At 65.7% G+C, this 17477-nt stretch carries 17 protein-coding genes and 1 pseudogene; 7 read left to right on the plus strand and 11 right to left on the minus strand.

Going from position 1 to position 17477, the window contains the following annotated elements; all coding sequences use genetic code 11:
• Positions 1–219: 219 nt before the first annotated feature.
• Together ndk and CIT39_RS15360 are read left to right on the plus strand one after the other, a co-directional pair.
• Positions 220–642: a nucleoside-diphosphate kinase gene (gene ndk / locus CIT39_RS15355; protein ID WP_094896700.1), complete on the plus strand. Its 423-nt coding sequence runs from the start codon at positions 220–222 to the stop codon at positions 640–642.
• Positions 643–683: 41 nt separating this feature from the next.
• A complete protein-coding gene (locus CIT39_RS15360) occupies positions 684–1544 on the plus strand; it encodes a TerC family protein (protein ID WP_094974497.1) in 861 nt (286 codons plus the stop codon).
• A 6-nt stretch (positions 1545–1550) separates the two neighbouring features.
• On the opposite strand, the gene CIT39_RS15365 is transcribed toward CIT39_RS15360, so the two are convergent.
• The 5 genes from CIT39_RS15365 to CIT39_RS15385 form a co-directional block, all read right to left on the minus strand.
• Positions 1551–1862: a DUF3240 family protein gene (locus CIT39_RS15365; RefSeq protein WP_094974496.1), complete on the minus strand. Its 312-nt coding sequence runs from the start codon at positions 1860–1862 to the stop codon at positions 1551–1553.
• Complete coding sequence (locus CIT39_RS15370) at positions 1859–4933, minus strand: efflux RND transporter permease subunit (RefSeq protein ID WP_094974495.1); 3075 nt, start codon at positions 4931–4933, stop codon at positions 1859–1861. The genes CIT39_RS15365 and CIT39_RS15370 overlap by 4 nt, the downstream gene beginning before the upstream one ends.
• On the minus strand, positions 4934–5968 hold the full coding sequence (locus CIT39_RS15375) for an efflux RND transporter periplasmic adaptor subunit (RefSeq protein ID WP_414645249.1): 1035 nt from the start codon (positions 5966–5968) through the stop codon (positions 4934–4936).
• Positions 5969–6228: 260 nt separating this feature from the next.
• Complete coding sequence (locus tag CIT39_RS15380) at positions 6229–6792, minus strand: cytochrome b/b6 domain-containing protein (RefSeq protein ID WP_094974493.1); 564 nt, start codon at positions 6790–6792, stop codon at positions 6229–6231.
• A gap of 9 nt (positions 6793–6801) precedes the next feature.
• The gene (locus CIT39_RS15385; protein WP_094974492.1) at positions 6802–7077 is read right to left on the minus strand and encodes a PepSY domain-containing protein; all 276 of its coding nucleotides are present in this window, start codon (positions 7075–7077) and stop codon (positions 6802–6804) included.
• Positions 7078–7210: 133 nt separating this feature from the next.
• On the opposite strand from CIT39_RS15385, the gene CIT39_RS15390 reads away from it, so the two are divergent.
• The 3 genes from CIT39_RS15390 to CIT39_RS15400 are packed head-to-tail and all read left to right on the plus strand — an operon-like array spanning position 7211 to position 9578.
• Positions 7211–7537, plus strand: a complete 327-nt coding sequence (locus tag CIT39_RS15390) for a PepSY domain-containing protein (protein WP_094974491.1) — start codon at positions 7211–7213, stop codon at positions 7535–7537.
• Complete coding sequence (locus tag CIT39_RS15395) at positions 7537–8202, plus strand: response regulator transcription factor (RefSeq protein ID WP_094974490.1); 666 nt, start codon at positions 7537–7539, stop codon at positions 8200–8202. The genes CIT39_RS15390 and CIT39_RS15395 overlap by 1 nt, the downstream gene beginning before the upstream one ends.
• Positions 8199–9578 (plus strand): sensor histidine kinase, encoded by a 1380-nt coding sequence (locus CIT39_RS15400; RefSeq protein WP_094974489.1) that lies wholly within the window; start codon positions 8199–8201, stop codon positions 9576–9578. Before CIT39_RS15395 ends, CIT39_RS15400 begins: the two co-directional genes overlap by 4 nt.
• A 36-nt stretch (positions 9579–9614) precedes the next feature.
• Here the strand turns inward: CIT39_RS15400 and ppx are convergent, their stop codons facing one another.
• The 4 genes and pseudogenes from ppx to CIT39_RS15420 all read right to left on the minus strand — a co-directional run bounded on the left by ppx (position 9615) and on the right by CIT39_RS15420 (position 14790).
• Entirely contained in the window at positions 9615–11117 is a 1503-nt protein-coding gene (ppx, locus tag CIT39_RS15405) for an exopolyphosphatase (RefSeq protein WP_094974488.1), read from the minus strand.
• A 15-nt stretch (positions 11118–11132) separates the two neighbouring features.
• A complete protein-coding gene (locus tag CIT39_RS15410) occupies positions 11133–13325 on the minus strand; it encodes an RNA degradosome polyphosphate kinase (RefSeq protein ID WP_162308514.1) in 2193 nt (730 codons plus the stop codon).
• Positions 13326–13475: 150 nt separating this feature from the next.
• Positions 13476–14154, minus strand: a pseudogene (locus CIT39_RS15415) (P-loop NTPase family protein).
• A gap of 93 nt (positions 14155–14247) precedes the next feature.
• Complete coding sequence (locus CIT39_RS15420) at positions 14248–14790, minus strand: CDP-alcohol phosphatidyltransferase family protein (protein ID WP_094974743.1); 543 nt, start codon at positions 14788–14790, stop codon at positions 14248–14250.
• 156 nt (positions 14791–14946) lie between these two features.
• Between CIT39_RS15420 and purM the strand changes: the two genes are divergently transcribed.
• Positions 14947–16020: a phosphoribosylformylglycinamidine cyclo-ligase gene (gene purM, locus CIT39_RS15425; RefSeq protein ID WP_094974486.1), complete on the plus strand. Its 1074-nt coding sequence runs from the start codon at positions 14947–14949 to the stop codon at positions 16018–16020.
• 14 nt (positions 16021–16034) lie between these two features.
• Positions 16035–16688 (plus strand): phosphoribosylglycinamide formyltransferase, encoded by a 654-nt coding sequence (gene purN, locus CIT39_RS15430; protein ID WP_162308515.1) that lies wholly within the window; start codon positions 16035–16037, stop codon positions 16686–16688.
• 14 nt (positions 16689–16702) lie between these two features.
• On the opposite strand, the gene CIT39_RS15435 is transcribed toward purN, so the two are convergent.
• Positions 16703–16942, minus strand: coding sequence for a hypothetical protein (locus tag CIT39_RS15435; RefSeq protein WP_094974485.1), 240 nt, complete (start codon positions 16940–16942; stop codon positions 16703–16705).
• A gap of 72 nt (positions 16943–17014) precedes the next feature.
• Positions 17015–17221, minus strand: coding sequence for a cold-shock protein (locus CIT39_RS15440; RefSeq protein ID WP_007591938.1), 207 nt, complete (start codon positions 17219–17221; stop codon positions 17015–17017).
• Positions 17222–17477: the final 256 nt, after the last annotated feature.

The following is a 17477-nucleotide window of genomic DNA, read 5'->3' on the forward strand; positions in this document are numbered from 1 at the left end:
CGGCCAACCCTACGCCGGCGAGGCTGAACCGAATCCTGACGGAGCCTTCAGATTGGGTTCATCTGGGTGAAATTGTCGTAATCCATGTTGAACCGCACCCTCCGGTCCTGCGGCGAAGCGCCTGTGACGTCACTCGGGCGGTCGCTTGCCGGATGACAAAGGCGCCGATATAAGCCCGGCAACTCGACAATCACCGCTTTTCTTCCCAAGGACAAGATTATGGCCATCGAACGCACTTTCTCGATCATCAAGCCCGACGCGACCGCCCGTAACCTGACCGGCGCCGTCAACGCCGTGATCGAAAAGGCGGGCCTGCGCATCGTCGCGCAGAAGCGCATCCGCATGACCAAGGAACAGGCCGAGACCTTCTATGCCGTCCACAAGGCGCGGCCGTTCTTCGGCGAGCTCGTCGAGTTCATGACCTCGGGCCCCGTGGTCGTGCAGGTGCTGGAAGGCGAGAACGCCGTCGCCAAGTATCGCGACGCGATGGGCGCGACCGACCCGTCCAAGGCTGCCGACGGCACCATCCGCAAGCTCTACGCCAAGTCGATCGGCGAGAATTCCGCCCACGGCTCGGATGCGCCGGAGACCGCCGCGATCGAGATCGCGCAGTTCTTCTCGGGCAACGAGATCGTCGGCTGATCCATCAGCCGTAATTTAAAGACCGGGCGAAAGGACCTATTGTGAACTGGCTCTGGCAGATCTTCGATCCCGCCACGATCGGGGCATTCTTCACCCAGTTTCGCAACGAGATGGCCGAGCCGACCTTCTGGATTGCGGTCGGCAAGATCATCTGGATCAACATCCTCTTGTCCGGTGACAACGCGCTGGTGATCGCGCTCGCCTGCCGCGGCCTGTCGCCGCGACACCGCCTGTGGGGCATGATCTTCGGTGCTGGCGCCGCGGTGCTGCTGCGGATCATCTTCACCGGCATCGTCGCGACCTTGATGGAGCTGCCGTACCTCAAGCTGATCGGCGGTCTCGCGCTGATCGTGATCGCGGCCAAGCTGCTGGTGCCGGAACACGAAGACGACGACGACGTCGATGCTGCCTCGCATCTCTGGCAGGCCGTGCAGATCGTCGTGGTCGCCGACATCGTCATGTCGCTCGACAACGTCATTGCGGTCGCCGCGGCCGCCAATGGCAGCGTGCCGCTGCTGATCCTCGGCCTTGCCATCAGCGTGCCGCTGATCGTGGCCGGCGCGGCGCTGATCATGGCGCTGCTCGAAAAGCTGCCGGTGCTGGTCTGGGCCGGTGCGGCGCTGCTCGGCTGGATCGCCGGCGAGGTGATCGCGACCGATCCGGGCGTTGCGCCCAAGCTGCACACGCTGTTCGAAGGTTCGTTCGGCGCCTCGCTCGACGGCATGCTCGGTGCCTTGCGCATCCCGCCGCAGTTCGGCCATGGCGGTGCCGGCGGCGAATATTTCTGCGCGGCGCTCGGCGTCGTCGTCGTGCTGGTGGTCGGCAGCATCTGGCGCCGGCGCAAACTGACCTCTGCCGCACTGGCATCGTCGGAGCGGCACGCCCGGGCGTCGGCAGAGTAGGGCCGCTCAGTCGATCGTGCCGAGCTCCGTCACGGGGATCGTCCAGTAGACCAGCTTGGTTCCGGCGAACGAGAGCCGCAGGCGGTCGAGCAAGCGGCCGGCATCGCTGCTCGCCAGGATCACCTGCACGACTGCCTGATCGGCATGGCCCTTCACGCGTTCGGCGGCCGTATGCAAGCGGACCTCAGTGCCGTGACCCGCTCCGTGCGATGCCGTGAATCCCGAAACCAGGTCGCTCTGCTCGGTGAGATAGTCGAACACCTCCTCGCGGAGGCGATGCGGCACGATCAGCGTGAGACAGACGGGGTGCTCGGTCATTTCGTCACCTTCGACGTCCCGCCATAGCGGCGATACAGGATCGGCAGGAGAATTAGGGTGAGCAGGGTGGAGGACAGCAGTCCCCCGATCACGACGATGGCGAGCGGCCGCTGCACCTCGGATCCCGGCCCTGTGGCGAACAGCAGCGGGATCAAGCCCAGCGCCGTGATGCTCGCGGTCATCAGCACGGGGCGAAGCCTGCGCATGGCGCCTTCGACGACGATGCGATCCTCGGGAAGGCCGTGCGCGCGGAGCTGATTGAAGTAGGAGACCAGCACAACGCCGTTGAGCACGGCGATGCCGAGCAACGCGATAAATCCGACCGAGGCCGGCACCGACAGATACTCGCCCGTCACGACCAGCGCGAACACGCCGCCGATCAGCGCGAAGGGAATGTTGACCAGCACCAGCAGCGCCTGCCTGATGGCCCCGAAGGTGGTGAACAGCAGCACGAAGATCAGGCCGATCGCGACGGGGACCACGACGGACAGGCGCGCGGCGGCGCGTTGCTGATTCTCGAACTGTCCGCCCCAGGTCAGCCGGTAGCCGCTCGGCAGCGGCAGTTCGGTCGCCACCTTTTGTTGGGCGGCTTCGACGAAGCCGACCATGTCGCGGCCGCGGACGTTGGCCCGCACCACGCTCATGCGGGCGCCGTCCTCGCGGTCGATCTTCACCGGGCCATCCACGCGCTGGATGCGGGCGACCTGCGACAGCGCGACATGCCGCCCGGACGCCAGCGTCAGCGGCAGGCTCGCCAGCAATGTCGGCGCCTCCCGCGTCGTCTCGCTGCCCCGGACCAGGATCGGCGTACGGCGTCCTTCCTCGAGCGCGGTCCCGATGATGCGACCCTCGATCTGGGTCCGCAGCGAGGCGACGATGGAATCCACGCTCAGGCCGAGGCGGCCGGCCTCCAGGCGATTGACCGCAACCGTGTAATATTGAGCGCCTTCGTTCAGCGTGGTGTAAACGTCCTCGGCACCGTCGATACTGGACAGGATCGCCGACAGCTTTGCCGCGGTCTCGTTCAGCCGGGCGATGTCGGGGCCGAAGATCTTGACGGCGACGTCGCCGCGCACGCCGCTGATCATCTCCTGGACGCGCATGTCGATGGGCTGGGTGAAGCTGAGCGAGATGCCGGGAAAGCCGGCGAGGACCTCGCGAAGCTTCTGCAGCAGGGCCTCGCGATTGTCGGTCGCACGCTCGGCGGCCGGCTTGAGCACCAGGAACGTGTCGGTCTGGTTGGGGCCCATGGGATCGAGGCCGAGCTCGTCCGACCCGGTCCGGGCGACGATGCCGGCAATATCAGGCACGGCCAGCAGGGCGGTCTGCAGCCTTGTATTCATCGCAAGCGACTCGTCGAGATTGACCGAGGGCAGCGTCTCGACGCTGACGATGACGTCGCCTTCGTCCATCGTCGGCATGAAGGTCTTGCCGAGCTGGGTATAGGCGAAGCCTGCCGCAACGAGGCCGATCAGCGCCGCGGCCATCACCTTGCGTTCGTTGTCGAGGGCCCAGTGCAATGCCGGCGCGTAGACCCGTTGTGCCGCACGCACCAGCAGGGGATCGCGATGCGAGGCGGATTTGAGCACGAAGGAGATCGCGACCGGGATCACGGTGAGCGCCAGCAGCAGCGAGGCGGCCAGCGCGAAGATGATGGCGAGCGCGACCGGGATGAACAGCTTGCCCTCCAGCCCCTGCAGCGTCAGCAGCGGGACGAACACGATGATGATGATGAGCACACCCGAGGCGACCGGCTCCAGGACTTCGCAGACCGAACGGTAAACCAGGTGGATCAGCGGCGCGGCTTTGCCCGGCTCGTGCTTGGCGAGATTGCCGACGATGTTCTCGACCACGACGACCAGCGCGTCGATCAGCATGCCGATCGCGATCGCAAGTCCGCCGAGGCTCATCAGGTTGGCCGACATGCCCACCAGGCGCATGATGATCAACGCCATCACGATGGCGAGCGGCAGGCTGAGCGCGATCACCAGCGATGCGCGCCAGTTGCCGAGAAAGAGCAGCAGGAGAACGATGACCAGGACGGTGGCCTCGCCGAGGGCCCGCACCACGGTGCCGACGGCGCGGTTGACCAGGCGGCTGCGGTCGTAGAACACGTTGAGCGACACGCTCTTCGGCAACGAAGGTTGCAGCTCCGCGAGTCGGGCACGCACGTCGCGGATGAGCTGACCCGCGTTGGCGCCGCGCAAGCCGAGAACCAATCCCTCGACGGTTTCGCCGCGGCCGTCCGCCGTGACCGCGCCATAGCGCGTCAGCGTGCCGACTTTGACGCTTGCGACGTCGTTGACCAGGATCGGCACGCCCTCGCGGGTGTCGACGACGATAGCCTTGATGTCCTCGATCGAACGGATGCTGCCTTCGATCCGGACCAGGGCGCTGTCTTCGCCCTGGTTGACCCGTCCGGCGCCGTCGTTGCGGCTGTTGGCCTCGATGGCCCGGCGAAACACGTCGTAGGAAATGCCGCGCGCGGCCAGCGCATCGTTGCGCGGCACGATCTCGAAGGCGCGGACATAGCCGCCGAGCGCATTGACGTCAGCAACGCCGGGGACCGTCCGCAGGGCGGGGCGGATCACCCAGTCGAGCAGGGTCCGGCGCTCGGCAAGCGAAAGCTCGGGACTGTCGATCGTGAACATGAACATCTCGCCGAGCGGGCTCGTGATCGGCGCAAGCCCGCCGGTCACGCCTTCGGGGAAATCGCGCGAGATGTTCGACAGACGCTCCGAGACCTGGTTGCGCGCCCAGTAGATGTCGGTGCCGTCCTCGAAATCGACGGTGATGTCGGCCAGCGCGTATTTCGTGGTCGAACGAAGCACCTTCTTGTTCGGTAATCCGAGCAGCTCGAGCTCGACGGGGACGGTGATGCGCTGCTCGACCTCTTCAGGGGTGAGGCCCGCCGCCTTCATGATGACCTTGACCTGAACCGGCGAGACGTCGGGAAAGGCGTCGATCGGCAGGCCGGGCAGGAGGACGGCGCCGGCGCCCATCACCAGCAGCACACTCAGCAGAACGAACAGTCGCTGCGACAGCGCGAACGCAACCAGGCGCCGGAGCATTTACTGCCCCAGTCCCGAGAGCATGCCGCGCAGCGCCGAGATGCCGCCGATTGCGATCGTGTCCCGCTCCGTGACGGCGCCCGACACGACGACATGGTCCTGGTCTTCCGCAAGCAGCTTGACCGGCACCAGACGGAAGCCGCCGTCGAAGGCGACGAAGACCGATGTCTGCTCGCCCCGCCGGACCAGCCCGCTGTAAGGGATCTCAAAGGCGCTTTCGCCGGCCGAGAGAAACCCGATGCGGGCCGCGGTGGTCTGGCCGGGATGCAGCTCGCCGTCATTGGGGACTTCCGCGCGAACCAGAATGGTCTGGGTGGCAGCGTCGATGGTCTCGGAAACCAGCACGACCTTGCCTGAAGTGGAATAGCCCTCGATCTCGACTTTCGCGCCGGCGCGGATCACGTGAATATTGGCGGCAGGGACCGCGATTTCGGCCCATAGCGGCGAGAGCCGCGCCAGCTTGACGAGCGACGCTGATTGTTCGAGCCGTTGTCCCGGCGACACCGCGAGCTCGACCACCGATGCGGTTTGCGGCGCATTGACGGTGAGCGTCGCGCTGATCGCCGCTTGCTGGGCGAGGCGCGAGATTGCATCATCGGACATCCCGCTCAGATGCAGCATCTGGCGCCGTTCGGCGACGACGAGAGCGGCCTGGCGCGCTTCGGCCTGGCTGGCCTCGAGCACGCGTTGCGGCACGGCCTTGCCCTCGAACAGATCGACGTTGCGCGCGAGCTGCTGGCTGACGAGATGCTCCTGCGCAATCGCGTGCAGATAGTCGCGCTGCTGGGAGACGAAGCTCGGACTTTCCAGGATGACCAGCGGCTGGCCGGCGGTGGCGCGGTCACCGCGCCCGACCAGGAGATTGGCGACCATGCCAGCCACCGGCGCGCTGACGACCCACAATTGCTGCGTCGGGATCACGATCTGGACGGGATAGGGCAGCGTGAGATCGGTCCGGCTCGCGACCGGATGGGTGACGCGCACGCCGAGATTGCGCGCCTGTGCATCGCTGAGCTTGACCTCGTCCTGCGCCATCGAGACTGAGGGCAACAAAATCGATGCAATCGCAAGAGATGCAATCGCAAGAAGGGTACGCGCGAGCGCGCCCCCGGAGGAGGTGAAAAGGAGATTTCCGTGACGGACTCGCATGAGGAATCTCCCTCGCTCACCGGCGAGCGAAGCGCTACTCGATTGCAGGTTTCGCTTACTCCAGCCGCGCGCGGGCGAGTTGATTTGCCTCAATCGGCGGTCTTCGCCCCTCCCGGTGAGGCCGCGGCTGGGCCAAGCAGTCTCGCTCACGATGGACGCTTCCTGCCGGTGATCATCGCCTTCACCAGGTTCTCGCGGTGCTCGAAGCTCGCCACCAGGACGCCAATCACATGGACGACGACGAGGCCGATCGTGAGGTTGGCGAACGTCTCATGGACCTCTTCCACCCATTTTGCTCCCCAAAAGCTGCCGGTCGTCATCATGTAACCGGTGGCGCAGGTGCCGATCAGCATGACGATCAGCGCCACGACCATCGCGCCGCCGGCGGGATTGTGGCCGAGATAGCGCGGCGCCCTCAGCAGCGCCACGTCGCGCGCGTAGGCGAGCACCGCGCGCGGCGAGCGTACGAAGTCGCTGAAGCGCGCATGGCGCGGTCCCACGAAGCCCCACACGATCCGTAAGCCGAGCAACCCCGCAATCGTGTAGCCGGCGGCGATATGGACATTCTCGATCTCGTCGCCGGTCGCATAAGCGAGCAGAAACAGCCCGGCCAGCGACCAGTGGAACACGCGCACAAAGGGGTCCCAGACCTTGACGGCGGCCGGCGGCTTCTCGCCGCCGGCCACGATCGCGTCGTGAATGACGCTCATGGCGGCCTCTTACAACTGACCGACGATCCGGCCGCTGGTCGGATCGACGAACAATTCGACCCGGCTGCCGGACTTGTCGATGGTGTAGAGTTCGCCACAGGCATTCTTGAGCTTGGCCTTCTGGACTTTGTAACCCTGGGCTTCGACCTTGGCCTGCAATTGTTCGAGCGGCAGCCAGCTTGTCTGTGGCGCTGCAGTGCAGGGGCGCCCGAGGCTGCCGGCATGAGCGGTCGCGGCGGCTGCGAGCAAGGCGGCGGCAGCGGTGAGGATGGTGATCTTGCGCATGATTCTCTCCGGCTTTTGGCGTCCGGCCGCGTCATGCGGCGAGGCGATGTACGGATATTGGCAGACGGGCCCTGACGGCTACCTGTTGATCCACGTCAGCGTCTTGTCAGGTTGATTAGGGCAGTCTTTGTGAATGCAACCAGCCAGCTTCCTGGGATTCCTCGCAGTGCCTTTGCTGGCAGGCGTCCTGCTCGCGCCGGTGCCTGCCGCAGCAGGCGGCCACGATCGAGGCGCGCCCGACGCGGTTCGCCGCGCAGTCGAGGCGGGCGAGATCAAGTCACTCGCCGACATCCTCGCCTCCATTCGTGGCAAGCTGCCGGGGGAGGTCGCCGGCGTCGAGATAGAGCGCGAGCGGGGCCGCTGGGTCTACGAGTTTCGCGTCGTGGACGACAAGGGCCGCCTCTACGAGGTGCACGTCGATGCGCGGAGCGGCGAGATCGAACGCATCAGGGAGAAGTGATGCGCCTGTTGCTGGTGGAGGACGACCGACGGATCGCAGCCGATGTGGAGAGGGCGCTCCACGCGGCCGGCTATGTGGTCGAGACCGTCCGCAACGGCGAGGAAGCCTGGTTCCGCGGCGATACCGAGGAGTACGGCGCCGTCATCCTCGATCTCGGCCTGCCCGGCATGGACGGCCTGGCGGTGCTCAAGCGCTGGCGCGCGAACGGACGCTCCATGCCGGTGCTGATCCTGACGGCGCGCGGCAGTTGGGCCGAGCGCGTCGACGGGATCGACGCGGGCGCCGACGACTACCTGCCCAAGCCGTTCCGCATGGAAGAATTGCTGGCGCGGCTGCGCTCGATCGTGCGTCGCTCGGCGGGGCATGCTTCCCCCCGGATCGTTGCCGGCGACGTCGAACTCGACGAACGCCAGATGAAGGTGACGCTGCGCGGCGTACCCGTCGCGTTGTCGCCGCTGGAATACCGCCTGGTCGCCTTTCTCTTGCACCATCGTGGCCGCGTGGTGCCGCAGCACGAGCTCGACGAGAACGTCTATGGCCATGGCGAGGACCACGAGTCGAACGCACTCGAGGTGCTGGTCGGCCGGGTGCGCAAGAAGCTCGGGGCGGATCTGATCGAGACCAGGCGCGGCTTCGGCTATCTGGTCCCGGAGACGACGCCGTGAGCTGGGGCTCGCTGCGGCTGCGACTGGTGGCCGGCGGAGTGGTGGCGATCCTGATCGCGCTGACCATCGCCGGAGCCGGGCTGACGTTGCTGTTCGAACGCCACGTCACGCGCAGCATTGGCGACGACCTCGACGTCTATCTGAAGCAACTCATCGCAGGTATCGACGTGGATGCGAAGGGCAAGCTGGTGGTGGGCCGGCCGCCGGCCGATCCGCGTTTTGCCGACCCGCTTTCGGGCTTGTACTGGCAGGTATCGGACGACGGCGGTCAGGTGCTGCGTTCGCGCTCGCTGTGGGATACGGCCTTGGACTTGCCGCAGGACGAGCCGTCGCCTCGCGAATTGCACCGTCACGTCATCGCCGGGCCGGCGAACGCGCGGCTTTTGGTCAGTGAACGCCGCGTGCTGCTCACCGTGGGCGACCGCCGCGTTCCGGTGCGCGTTGCGGTGGCGGCCGATCTTGCCCGCGTGTCGGTCGCCGCCTCGCAATTCGCCAGGGATCTGGCGCTGGCGCTCGGCCTGCTGGGCCTGGTGCTGGCGGCGGCCACCTCGGTCCAGGTCGGACTGGGCCTCCGGCCGCTCGATGCACTTCGCCGCGGCGTCGCCGACGTCCGCTCCGGCCAACGCAAGCATCTTCCCGTCGATGTCCCTGCCGAGGTGAAGCCGCTGGTGGAAGAGGTCAACAATCTGATCGACGCCCAGGAAGGCGAGATCGAGCGTTCGCGCAGCCGCGCCGCCGACCTGGCTCACGGGCTGAAGACGCCGCTCGCCGCTCTCGCGGCCGATGTCGCGCTGTTGCGCCAGCGAGGCGAGCAGGACATCGCCCAGGCCATCGAAGCCGTCGCCGATGCGATGAGCCGTCATGTCGACCGCGAGCTGGCACGCGCCCGGGCGCGGGGCACGGCGCGACTGCGTGGCGGTACTTCCACGCCCCTCAGACCGCTTGTCGAATCCCTGATGCTGACGCTGGCGCGCACGCCTGCTGCCCAGCTGCTTGAATTCAAGACCTGCATCACGGGCGAGCCGAGCGTACCGCTCGATCGGGCTGATCTGGCGGAAGTGTTGGGTAATCTCCTGGAAAACGCCACCCGTCACGCCAGGAGCCGGGTGCGGATTGGCGCAGACGCCACTGCAAATCCGGCGATCACGGTCGAAGACGACGGCCCGGGCATCGCGCCCGCCGAACGTTCGCGCGTACTCGAACGCGGTGCGAGACTGGATGAGCGCGGCGAAGGTGCCGGTCTCGGCCTCGCGATCGTTCAGGACGTGCTGAGTGCCTATGGATGGCAGCTCGTCCTCACCGATTCCGAGCTCGGCGGACTGAAAGCCGTCATCGCGCCCGAAGGTAGCGGAGATCCAACGGCCACTGCTGGTTGAAGACCCAGCCGCTCGCTTGACGCACTGTCCTCGTTGTCAGCGCCGCACGATCGAGCCGGCGCGGTTGATCAGGCGGGCGAGCTGCTTGAAGCGGCTGCCGACGCGGTCGGCGACGAGGTCGCCGAGTCGGTGCTCGAACATGAGCATCAGCTTGCGGCCCTCGCTGCGGAAATGCGTGGCCGGCAGCACGCCCGGACGCGCCGCCGAGATCAGATGCGCGACGCGGAACGCGGCGCCGAGAAGGCGCGCGCGTTCGAGCTGCGCCGGCGTCAGCAGTTCCTGCATGGTCAACGGCGGCTGGTTTTCCTCGCTCAGGCCCGCATAGCGATAGAACACCGACAGGCCGACGAAGGCCCGCTCGGTGTGGGTGATCGCGCCGAAATTGCCGTTGACGACGAGGCTCAGCGTCTGCTCGCCGCGGTGATCGGGATGCACGCGCCAGCCGATGTCGGACAGCAGGCACGCGGCGTGGCGCAAGCGGCGGTCCTCCTCGGTCTCGCGCAGCTTCACCACGCGAACGAGGCGGTCGGTCCAGGCAATCAGCTCGTGGGCGTGCTTTGCCGAGCGCGACAGCAGCCGGTTGAGCTCTTCCGCGGCGCAGATCAGGCCGTCCTTGGTGCGTTCCGCCTCCGACAGCTTCTCGTGCAGCAGGCCCTCGCGCACGCCGAAGGTCGAGAACACGATCGTCTTCGGCTTCGCCACCCGGATGATGTGCTCGAGAACCAGCGCCGCATAGGTGAGGAGCGGGCGGCGTGCATCGGCGACGCTCTCGATGTCGGCGAGCATGTCCGCGGCGGCGAGACGACGCAGACGACGCGAGAAGTCGAGCGCCTCGGCGGCCGAAATCGAATAGCCATGCATCACCTGGAGCGGATAGCCGCTCTGGATGATGTGAATGCGCGCGAGTGCGCGCCAGGTGCCGCCGACCGCGTAGAAGGTGCGGCCGCGGCCCGCGGTCAGCAGCTCGACGTCGTCGATCTCCTCGCGGACGATGCGGTCGGCCCGCTTGAGCGATTTATGCGCGAGGTCCTGCAGCGCCAGCCCGCCGAGCGGCAGCGTCACGCCGCTGCGCACGCTGTTCCTGCGCACGTCGATCAATTCGAGCGAGCCGCCGCCGAGGTCGCCGACGATGCCGTCGGGATGGTGGATGCCGGAGATCACGCCAAGCGCCGACAGCCGCGCCTCGCGCGGCCCCGACAGGATCTCGATCTTCACGGCGCAGATACGCTCGGCCCTGGCGATGAAATCGGGGCCGTTGGAGGCGTCACGGCAGGCCGCAGTCGCGATCGCGAACACGCGTCCGACCTGCATCACGCGGCACAATGCGCGGAAGCGCCTCAGCGAGGTCAGCGCCTTGTCGACGGCATCGGGCGCGAGCAGGCCGGTGCTCTGCACCTCGCGTCCAAGGCCGCACAGCGTCTTCTCGTTGAAGATCGGAATGAGACTGCGCGTCAGTCCCTCGTAGACGACGAGACGGACCGAGTTGGAGCCGATATCGATGACCGCGACGCTCGAGCCGCGCTTGCGCGGCCGCTTCACGTCGGAAATCCCCGATCAGGATTGATGGCGTTCGTTCCGGCGCGTGAGACGACGCGGCGAGGATTCCTTGAGCGACTTTCCACGGCCAGACAGACTCGGATTTGTCATGAAGTAGTTGTGCACGTTGAAAGGCTCCTCGCCCTTCGCGGTCTTCATACGCGTTGAGGACCCGTCCGGCAACAATTGCCAGCTTTGCTCATTGTCCTTCAGGTTCGCGACCATGATCTGTTCGAGAACCTGCTGATGCACCGTGGGATTCTGCAGCGGGCACAGCACCTCGACGCGGCGATCGAGGTTGCGGGGCATCATGTCGGCCGACGAGATATACACAGCCGCCTTGGCGCTCGGCAGGCCCTGACCCATGCCGAAGCAGTAGATTCGGCCGTGTTCCAGGAAGCGTCCGATGATCGACTTGACGCGAATGTTCTCGGACAGGCCGGGAATGCCGGGCCGCAGGCAACAGATACCGCGCACCACCAGCTCGACCTGCACGCCGGCCTGGGAGGCCTCGTACAGCGCATCGATAATATCAGGATCGACCAGCGCATTCATCTTCATCCAGACCGCGCCGGACCGGCCGTGCTTAGCGTGTGCGGTCTCGCCCTGGATATGCTCGATGATGCGTTTGCGCAGGGTGAGCGGCGACACCGCCATCTTTTCCAGATCGCTCGGCGCGGCATAGCCGGTGATGAAATTGAACACGCGCGCAGCATCGCGGCCGATGGTCGGATCGGATGTGAAGTAGGAGAGGTCGGTGTAGATGCGCGCGGTGACCGGGTGGTAGTTGCCGGTACCGGTATGAACGTAAGTCGTGAGGCTGCCGCCCTCGCGGCGCACCACCATCGAGAGTTTTGCGTGCGTCTTCAGTTCGAGGAAGCCGTAGACGACCTGCACGCCGGCGCGTTCGAGATCGCGCGCCCAGCGGATATTGGCCTCCTCGTCGAAGCGCGCCTTGAGCTCGATCAGCGCGGTGACGGACTTGCCGGCTTCGGCAGCTTCCACGAGCGCGCGCACGATCGGCGAGTTGCTCGAGGTGCGGTAGAGCGTCTGCTTGATGGCGACGACGTCGGGGTCGCGCGTCGCCTGCTGGAGAAACTGCACCACCACGTCGAAGGATTCGTAGGGGTGATGGACGACGAGGTCCTTCTGCCGGATCGCAGCGAAGATGTCGCCGCCTTGCTCGCGCACGCGCTCGGGATGCCGGGGCACGTAAGGGGTGAATTCCAGATCGGGCCGGTCGAGGCGGGTGAGTTGCGAGAGCTCGTTCATGGCGAGCACGCCGTCGACGAGGAACACCTCGTCGTCGGCGGTCGACAGCGCGTGCTGCACGAAGTTGCGCAGCTGCTCCGGCATCTTGGCGTCGATCTCGAGCCGGATCACCGAGCCGCGGCGGCGGCGTTTCAGCGCGGTCTCGAACAGGCGGACGAGATCCTCGGCCTCTTCCTCGATTTCGAGTTCGGAGTCGCGGATGACGCGAAAAGCGCCTTGGCCGTGCAGGTTGTAGCCGGGGAACAGGCGGTTGATGAACAGGGCGGTCGCCTGTTCCAGCGAGATCAGCCGGACCACCTTGCCCTCGGTCGGCAGGCGGATGAAGCGGTCGATCTTGCCCGGCATGCGGATCAACGCGTTCATCTGCTTGCCGTCGGCGGCGCGCGTGAGCTGGAGCGCGATGGTGAAGCCGAGGCTCGGGATGAACGGGAAGGGGTGGGCGGGGTCGATCGCCAGCGGCGTCAGCAGCGGGAACACGTTGCTGAGGAAGTAGTCCTCGATCCAGGTCCGTTCCGCCTTGGTGACGTCCTTGCCCTCGACCAGCACGATGCCGACATCGGCCAGGGTGCCGCGCAAATCGCGCCAGATTGCCTGCTGGTCGGAGGCAAGCTCGGAGACGGTGCGGTTGATCAGCGCGAGCTGCTCGGACGGGGTCAGACCGTCGGGGCTGCGTTCGGCAATGCCCTCGCGCACCTGGGCCTTGATGCCGGCGACGCGGACCATGAAGAACTCGTCGAGGTTATTCGCCGAAATCGACAGGAATCGCACCCGCTCAAGCATGGGGTGGCTTGGATTGACCGATTCCTCCAGGACGCGGCGGTTGAAATGCAGCCAGGAGAGCTCGCGGTTGATGAATCGCTCGGGACTCGATGCGATCGCCGGCAGGCTCTCGGTCTCTGGGGCTTTTTCTTTAGTTTCAACAGTTTGCACAGAGTCCATCAGAAGTCGGTCCATCCAGTTCGCCCCAATTTGCGACTTACCCGCAAAACCGCCGGGAGCATGTGTTAGAGCGATGACGTTTCGATGACATTGATGTTCCGCCGCTTCGCCGCGTCAAGCGGGCTTCGCGTGGGGCCTTGGAAGCGCAGGTCAGGCGTCCCGCAACAGCTCGGCGGCCAGCGCCCGGGTGACGGGGCGGCCGAGCCTGAGGGCTTCGCTGTCGAGCAGCTCCACGGCCTGGCGGGCGGCGGCCGAGGACCGCTCCAGGCGGGTGGCGAGGTAGCTGACCACGCTCTCGTCGACGGCGAGCTGGCGGTCGGCGCAGAATTTGACGATCAGGCCGCGGAACAGTCGGTCGTCGGGCGGCAGCAACGCGACCACCGGCACGGCCCGCAGACGCGAGCGCAGGTCGCGAAGCTCGATTTCCAGCGCGGCTGGCACCTCGCGTCCGGTGAAGAGGAGGTTGGCCTCGTCCTCGCGGGCAAGGTTCATCAGGTGGAAGAGGGCGCGTTCGTCAAATTCCCCGACCTTGATGTCCTCGACCACCAGGGCGCCGGTGGCGAGCGCGCCCGGAACGCTCGCGGCGGTCAGTGCATTGGCCGTGGTGGAGCGGGGCGCCGGATTCCTCAGCCCAGATCGCGGCGAGATGGCTCTTGCCGCTTCCTTCCGGGCCGGCCAGCCACATGATCCGGTTCGGCCATTCCGGCCAGCTGTCGATCAGGCCGAGACCGGCCGCGTTGGCGGGGCCTTCGAGGAAATTGTCCCGGCTGAGGCTTTCCGCATGCGGAAGCGAAAACGCCAATTGTCGGGGGTGAACGCGGCCTGGCACGCTTGCTTTGCTCCATGCCGGCGGGCCCGGCGTGATGTGAAGAGATCGAACGTATCGAGCGGGAGTTGGCCTTTTGCGGGGCCACATCGCCTCTCATTTGGCCTCGATCGTACTCATGTGCCGCAGCCACTCGACCAGATAGAGCGACACGGAGGCGAGCGTGAAGACCGTGACGAGGCTCATCAGGATGATATCATAAGGGGCCGGCTTGAAGCCGAAGGCAAGCGCCGCCAGCACGAGGGCCGCGAACGCCACTTGCGCCACGGTGTTAAGCTTGGACACTTTCGACGGCTTCATCTCGACCGGCCGGTCGAACAGCCAGGATACGATCACGGCGGCGACGATCATGATGTCGCGCGAGACCACCAGGATCACGATCCAGCGCGGGATTGCGCCCCAGATCCCGAGCGCCATGTAGATCGAGACCAGCAGCGCCTTGTCCGCGAGCGGATCGAGCAGGGCGCCGAGTTCGCTCGTCATGTTGAAGCGCTTGGCCAGGAAGCCGTCCACGGCATCGCTGATCCCGGCGATCAGGAAGACGGCGAACGCGACCTCCATTTGGCTCGACACGATGGCCCAGACGATGATCGGGACCAGCATGATGCGGCCCAGGGTAATGATATTCGGAATACTCACGAAAGCGCTTCCCGGCACCCGGTCTGACCTCGAATCCGGCCCCCTCGGGAGGCTGAACCGGTTGATATCTACATACTATAGGGTGGGGCGCCACGCTTGCCATTGCGCGTCCCCGGAATTCGACGTAACCAGCCGCAAACCCACTGGAAATCGGGCATGACCGACCGCAAAAACGGCCTCACTTACGCCGATTCAGGCGTCGATATCGACGCGGGCAACCGCCTGGTCGATTTGATCAAGCCGATGGTGCGCGCCACCGCACGGCCCGGCGCCGACGCCGAGATCGGCGGCTTCGGCGGTCTGTTCGACCTCAAGGCGGCCGGTTTCAAGGACCCGGTCCTGGTGGCTGCGACCGACGGGGTCGGCACCAAGGTCAAGATTGCGATCGAGACCGGGCTGCACGGCGGGATCGGCATCGACCTCGTCGCCATGAGCGTCAACGACCTCGTGGTGCAGGGCGCCGAGCCGCTGTTCTTCCTGGACTATTTCGCCTGCGGCAAGCTCGATCCGGAGGCGACGGCCTCGATCGTCGCGGGCGTCGCGGAAGGCTGCCGAGAATCCGGCTGTGCCCTGATCGGCGGCGAGACCGCCGAGATGCCCGGGCTGTACAAGGACGGCGACTACGACCTCGGCGGCTTTGCTGTCGGTGCTGCGGAGCGGGGCACGCTGCTGCCGCGCAAGGACATCGCCGCGGGCGACGCCGTGATCGGGCTCGCCTCGTCGGGGGTGCATTCCAACGGCTTCTCGCTGGTGCGCAAGATCGTCGAGCAATCGGGCCTCGGCTTCGAAGCCCAGGCTCCGTTCGCCCCTGTGATGACGCTGGGCGGCGCGCTGCTGACGCCGACCAAGCTCTACGTCAAATCCTGCCTGCGTGCGATCCGCGAGACCGGCGCGGTGAAGGGCCTTGCCCACATCACCGGCGGCGGCTTCACCGACAACATTCCGCGCGTACTGCCGAAGGAGCTCGGCGTCGGCATCGATCTGGCACGCCTGCCGGTGCTGCCGGTGTTCAAATGGCTGGCCGCGCAGGCTGGCATCGCCGAGCTGGAAATGCTGCGCACCTTCAACTGCGGCATCGGCATGATCGCGATCGTCGAGCCCGACAAGGTCGACGAGGTTGTGCAGGTCTTCACCGACGCCGGCGAGACCGTGGCGCAGCTCGGCACCGTGATACCGGCCGAGGGCGAGCACCGCGTCGTCTATAACGGCCATCTCGACATGGCCTTGTAATGACTGGCGCTGTGATGAAGCGCCGCGTCGCCATCCTGATCTCCGGCCGCGGCTCCAACATGTCCGCGCTGATCAAGGCCGCTGCGGCTGCGGATTTCCCGGCCGAGATATCGCTCGTCATCTCGAACAAGGCCGACGCGCTCGGGCTCGAACGGGCCCAAGCGGCTGGCGTGAACACGCTGGTGATCGAGAGCAAGCCGTTCGGCAAGGACCGCGCCGGCTTCGAAAAGGTGCTTCAGGCGGCCCTCGACCAGCACGGTATCGAGCTGATTTGTCTCGGCGGCTTCATGCGCCTGTTCACGGCCGAGTTCACCCAAAGCTGGTACGGCCGGATGCTCAACATCCATCCCTCGCTGCTGCCGTCCTTCCCCGGCCTCGACCCGCACGGCCAGGCCCTGCGCGCCGGCGTCAAACTGTCAGGCGCGACGGTGCACTTCGTGATCCCCGAGACCGACGCCGGCCCGATCGTGATGCAGGGCGCGGTGCCCGTTGGCGATCACGATACGGGAGATACGCTGTCGGAACGCATCCTCGAAGTCGAGCACCGCATCTATCCCGAAGCGCTGCGGTTGCTTGCGACCGGAAAGGTCCGGATCGAGGGCGATGTGTGCAGGACGGCCGGGAGTGCTGCGTCGGAGAATTTTTTAGTTTCGCCCGTCGTAGGGTAAAGATGGTCTCGGGCTCACGAGCCGCGAAATAACAGATCGACCGGTTTGTACATTTGCCGAGGCTGATCGAACACACCTTCGAACGCCTCATCGGGAAGCTCCGAGCCGAAAACGTCGAAAGCACCGTTCACCCCGACATCAGTGCCTGCGATAACGCCTGCCGAAGCCGAGCGTTGCTGCTCATCAGTCGTCATCGGTGGTGGCTTGGTGGTGATGGTCGGCTCCAAAGCAACGGCGGCTTTCGCTAATATCATCCAACAAAAACAAAATCCCCCGGCAGAGCCGGGGGCAACGTCATGTTCTCTCGTGTGTAGCCTTGAGAGAAGTCAGGAGACCTTGAGGTTCTCCGCGGATGCCTTGCCGCGGTTCTCCACGAGGTCGTATTCAACCACCTGGTTTTCGTTGAGGGTCGAGAGTCCGGCGCGCTCGACGGCGGAGATATGGACGAACACGTCCTTGTCGCTGCCGTTCGGCTTGATGAACCCGTAGCCCTTGGTCGGGTTGAACCATTTGACGGTGCCCTTTTGCGGCATCCTCAGTCTCCTCCGCTAGATACAAAAACGACGCGGCCGCTTTTCGCGTGCCACGCCACAAACGGGCTTCCGGAAGTCTGTTCGAGTCTTGAGTCTCAATGTCGCGAAACGCACAGTCGAGCGGCCAATTCCGATTGTGTCCGATATTGCAACATGAAAATCGCCCGTTAGCAAGCCGTGCGCGGATTTCAAGGGCGAGCCGTTTGTGCCGACTTGCAATTTCCGACCTGTGGCCGCGGAACCACAATCGAGGGCA

This window comes from Bradyrhizobium symbiodeficiens (assembly GCF_002266465.3).
In the GTDB taxonomy this organism is placed as follows: domain Bacteria; phylum Pseudomonadota; class Alphaproteobacteria; order Rhizobiales; family Xanthobacteraceae; genus Bradyrhizobium; species Bradyrhizobium symbiodeficiens.

Excerpts from the sequence above, each read along its gene's own strand:
- ndk (WP_094896700.1), top strand. The coding sequence starts at position 220 with ATGGCCATCGAACGCACTTTCTCGATCATCAAGCCCGACGCGACCGCC.
- CIT39_RS15365 (WP_094974496.1), bottom strand. The coding sequence starts at position 1,862 with ATGACCGAGCACCCCGTCTGTCTCACGCTGATCGTGCCGCATCGCCTC.
- CIT39_RS15370 (WP_094974495.1), bottom strand. The coding sequence starts at position 4,933 with ATGCTCCGGCGCCTGGTTGCGTTCGCGCTGTCGCAGCGACTGTTCGTT.
- CIT39_RS15375 (WP_414645249.1), bottom strand. The coding sequence starts at position 5,968 with ATGGCGCAGGACGAGGTCAAGCTCAGCGATGCACAGGCGCGCAATCTC.
- CIT39_RS15380 (WP_094974493.1), bottom strand. The coding sequence starts at position 6,792 with ATGAGCGTCATTCACGACGCGATCGTGGCCGGCGGCGAGAAGCCGCCG.
- CIT39_RS15385 (WP_094974492.1), bottom strand. The coding sequence starts at position 7,077 with ATGCGCAAGATCACCATCCTCACCGCTGCCGCCGCCTTGCTCGCAGCC.
- CIT39_RS15390 (WP_094974491.1), top strand. The coding sequence starts at position 7,211 with ATGCAACCAGCCAGCTTCCTGGGATTCCTCGCAGTGCCTTTGCTGGCA.
- CIT39_RS15395 (WP_094974490.1), top strand. The coding sequence starts at position 7,537 with ATGCGCCTGTTGCTGGTGGAGGACGACCGACGGATCGCAGCCGATGTG.
- CIT39_RS15410 (WP_162308514.1), bottom strand. The coding sequence starts at position 13,325 with ATGGACTCTGTGCAAACTGTTGAAACTAAAGAAAAAGCCCCAGAGACC.
- purM (WP_094974486.1), top strand. The coding sequence starts at position 14,947 with ATGACCGACCGCAAAAACGGCCTCACTTACGCCGATTCAGGCGTCGAT.
- purN (WP_162308515.1), top strand. The coding sequence starts at position 16,035 with ATGAAGCGCCGCGTCGCCATCCTGATCTCCGGCCGCGGCTCCAACATG.
- CIT39_RS15435 (WP_094974485.1), bottom strand. The coding sequence starts at position 16,942 with ATGATATTAGCGAAAGCCGCCGTTGCTTTGGAGCCGACCATCACCACC.
- CIT39_RS15440 (WP_007591938.1), bottom strand. The coding sequence starts at position 17,221 with ATGCCGCAAAAGGGCACCGTCAAATGGTTCAACCCGACCAAGGGCTAC.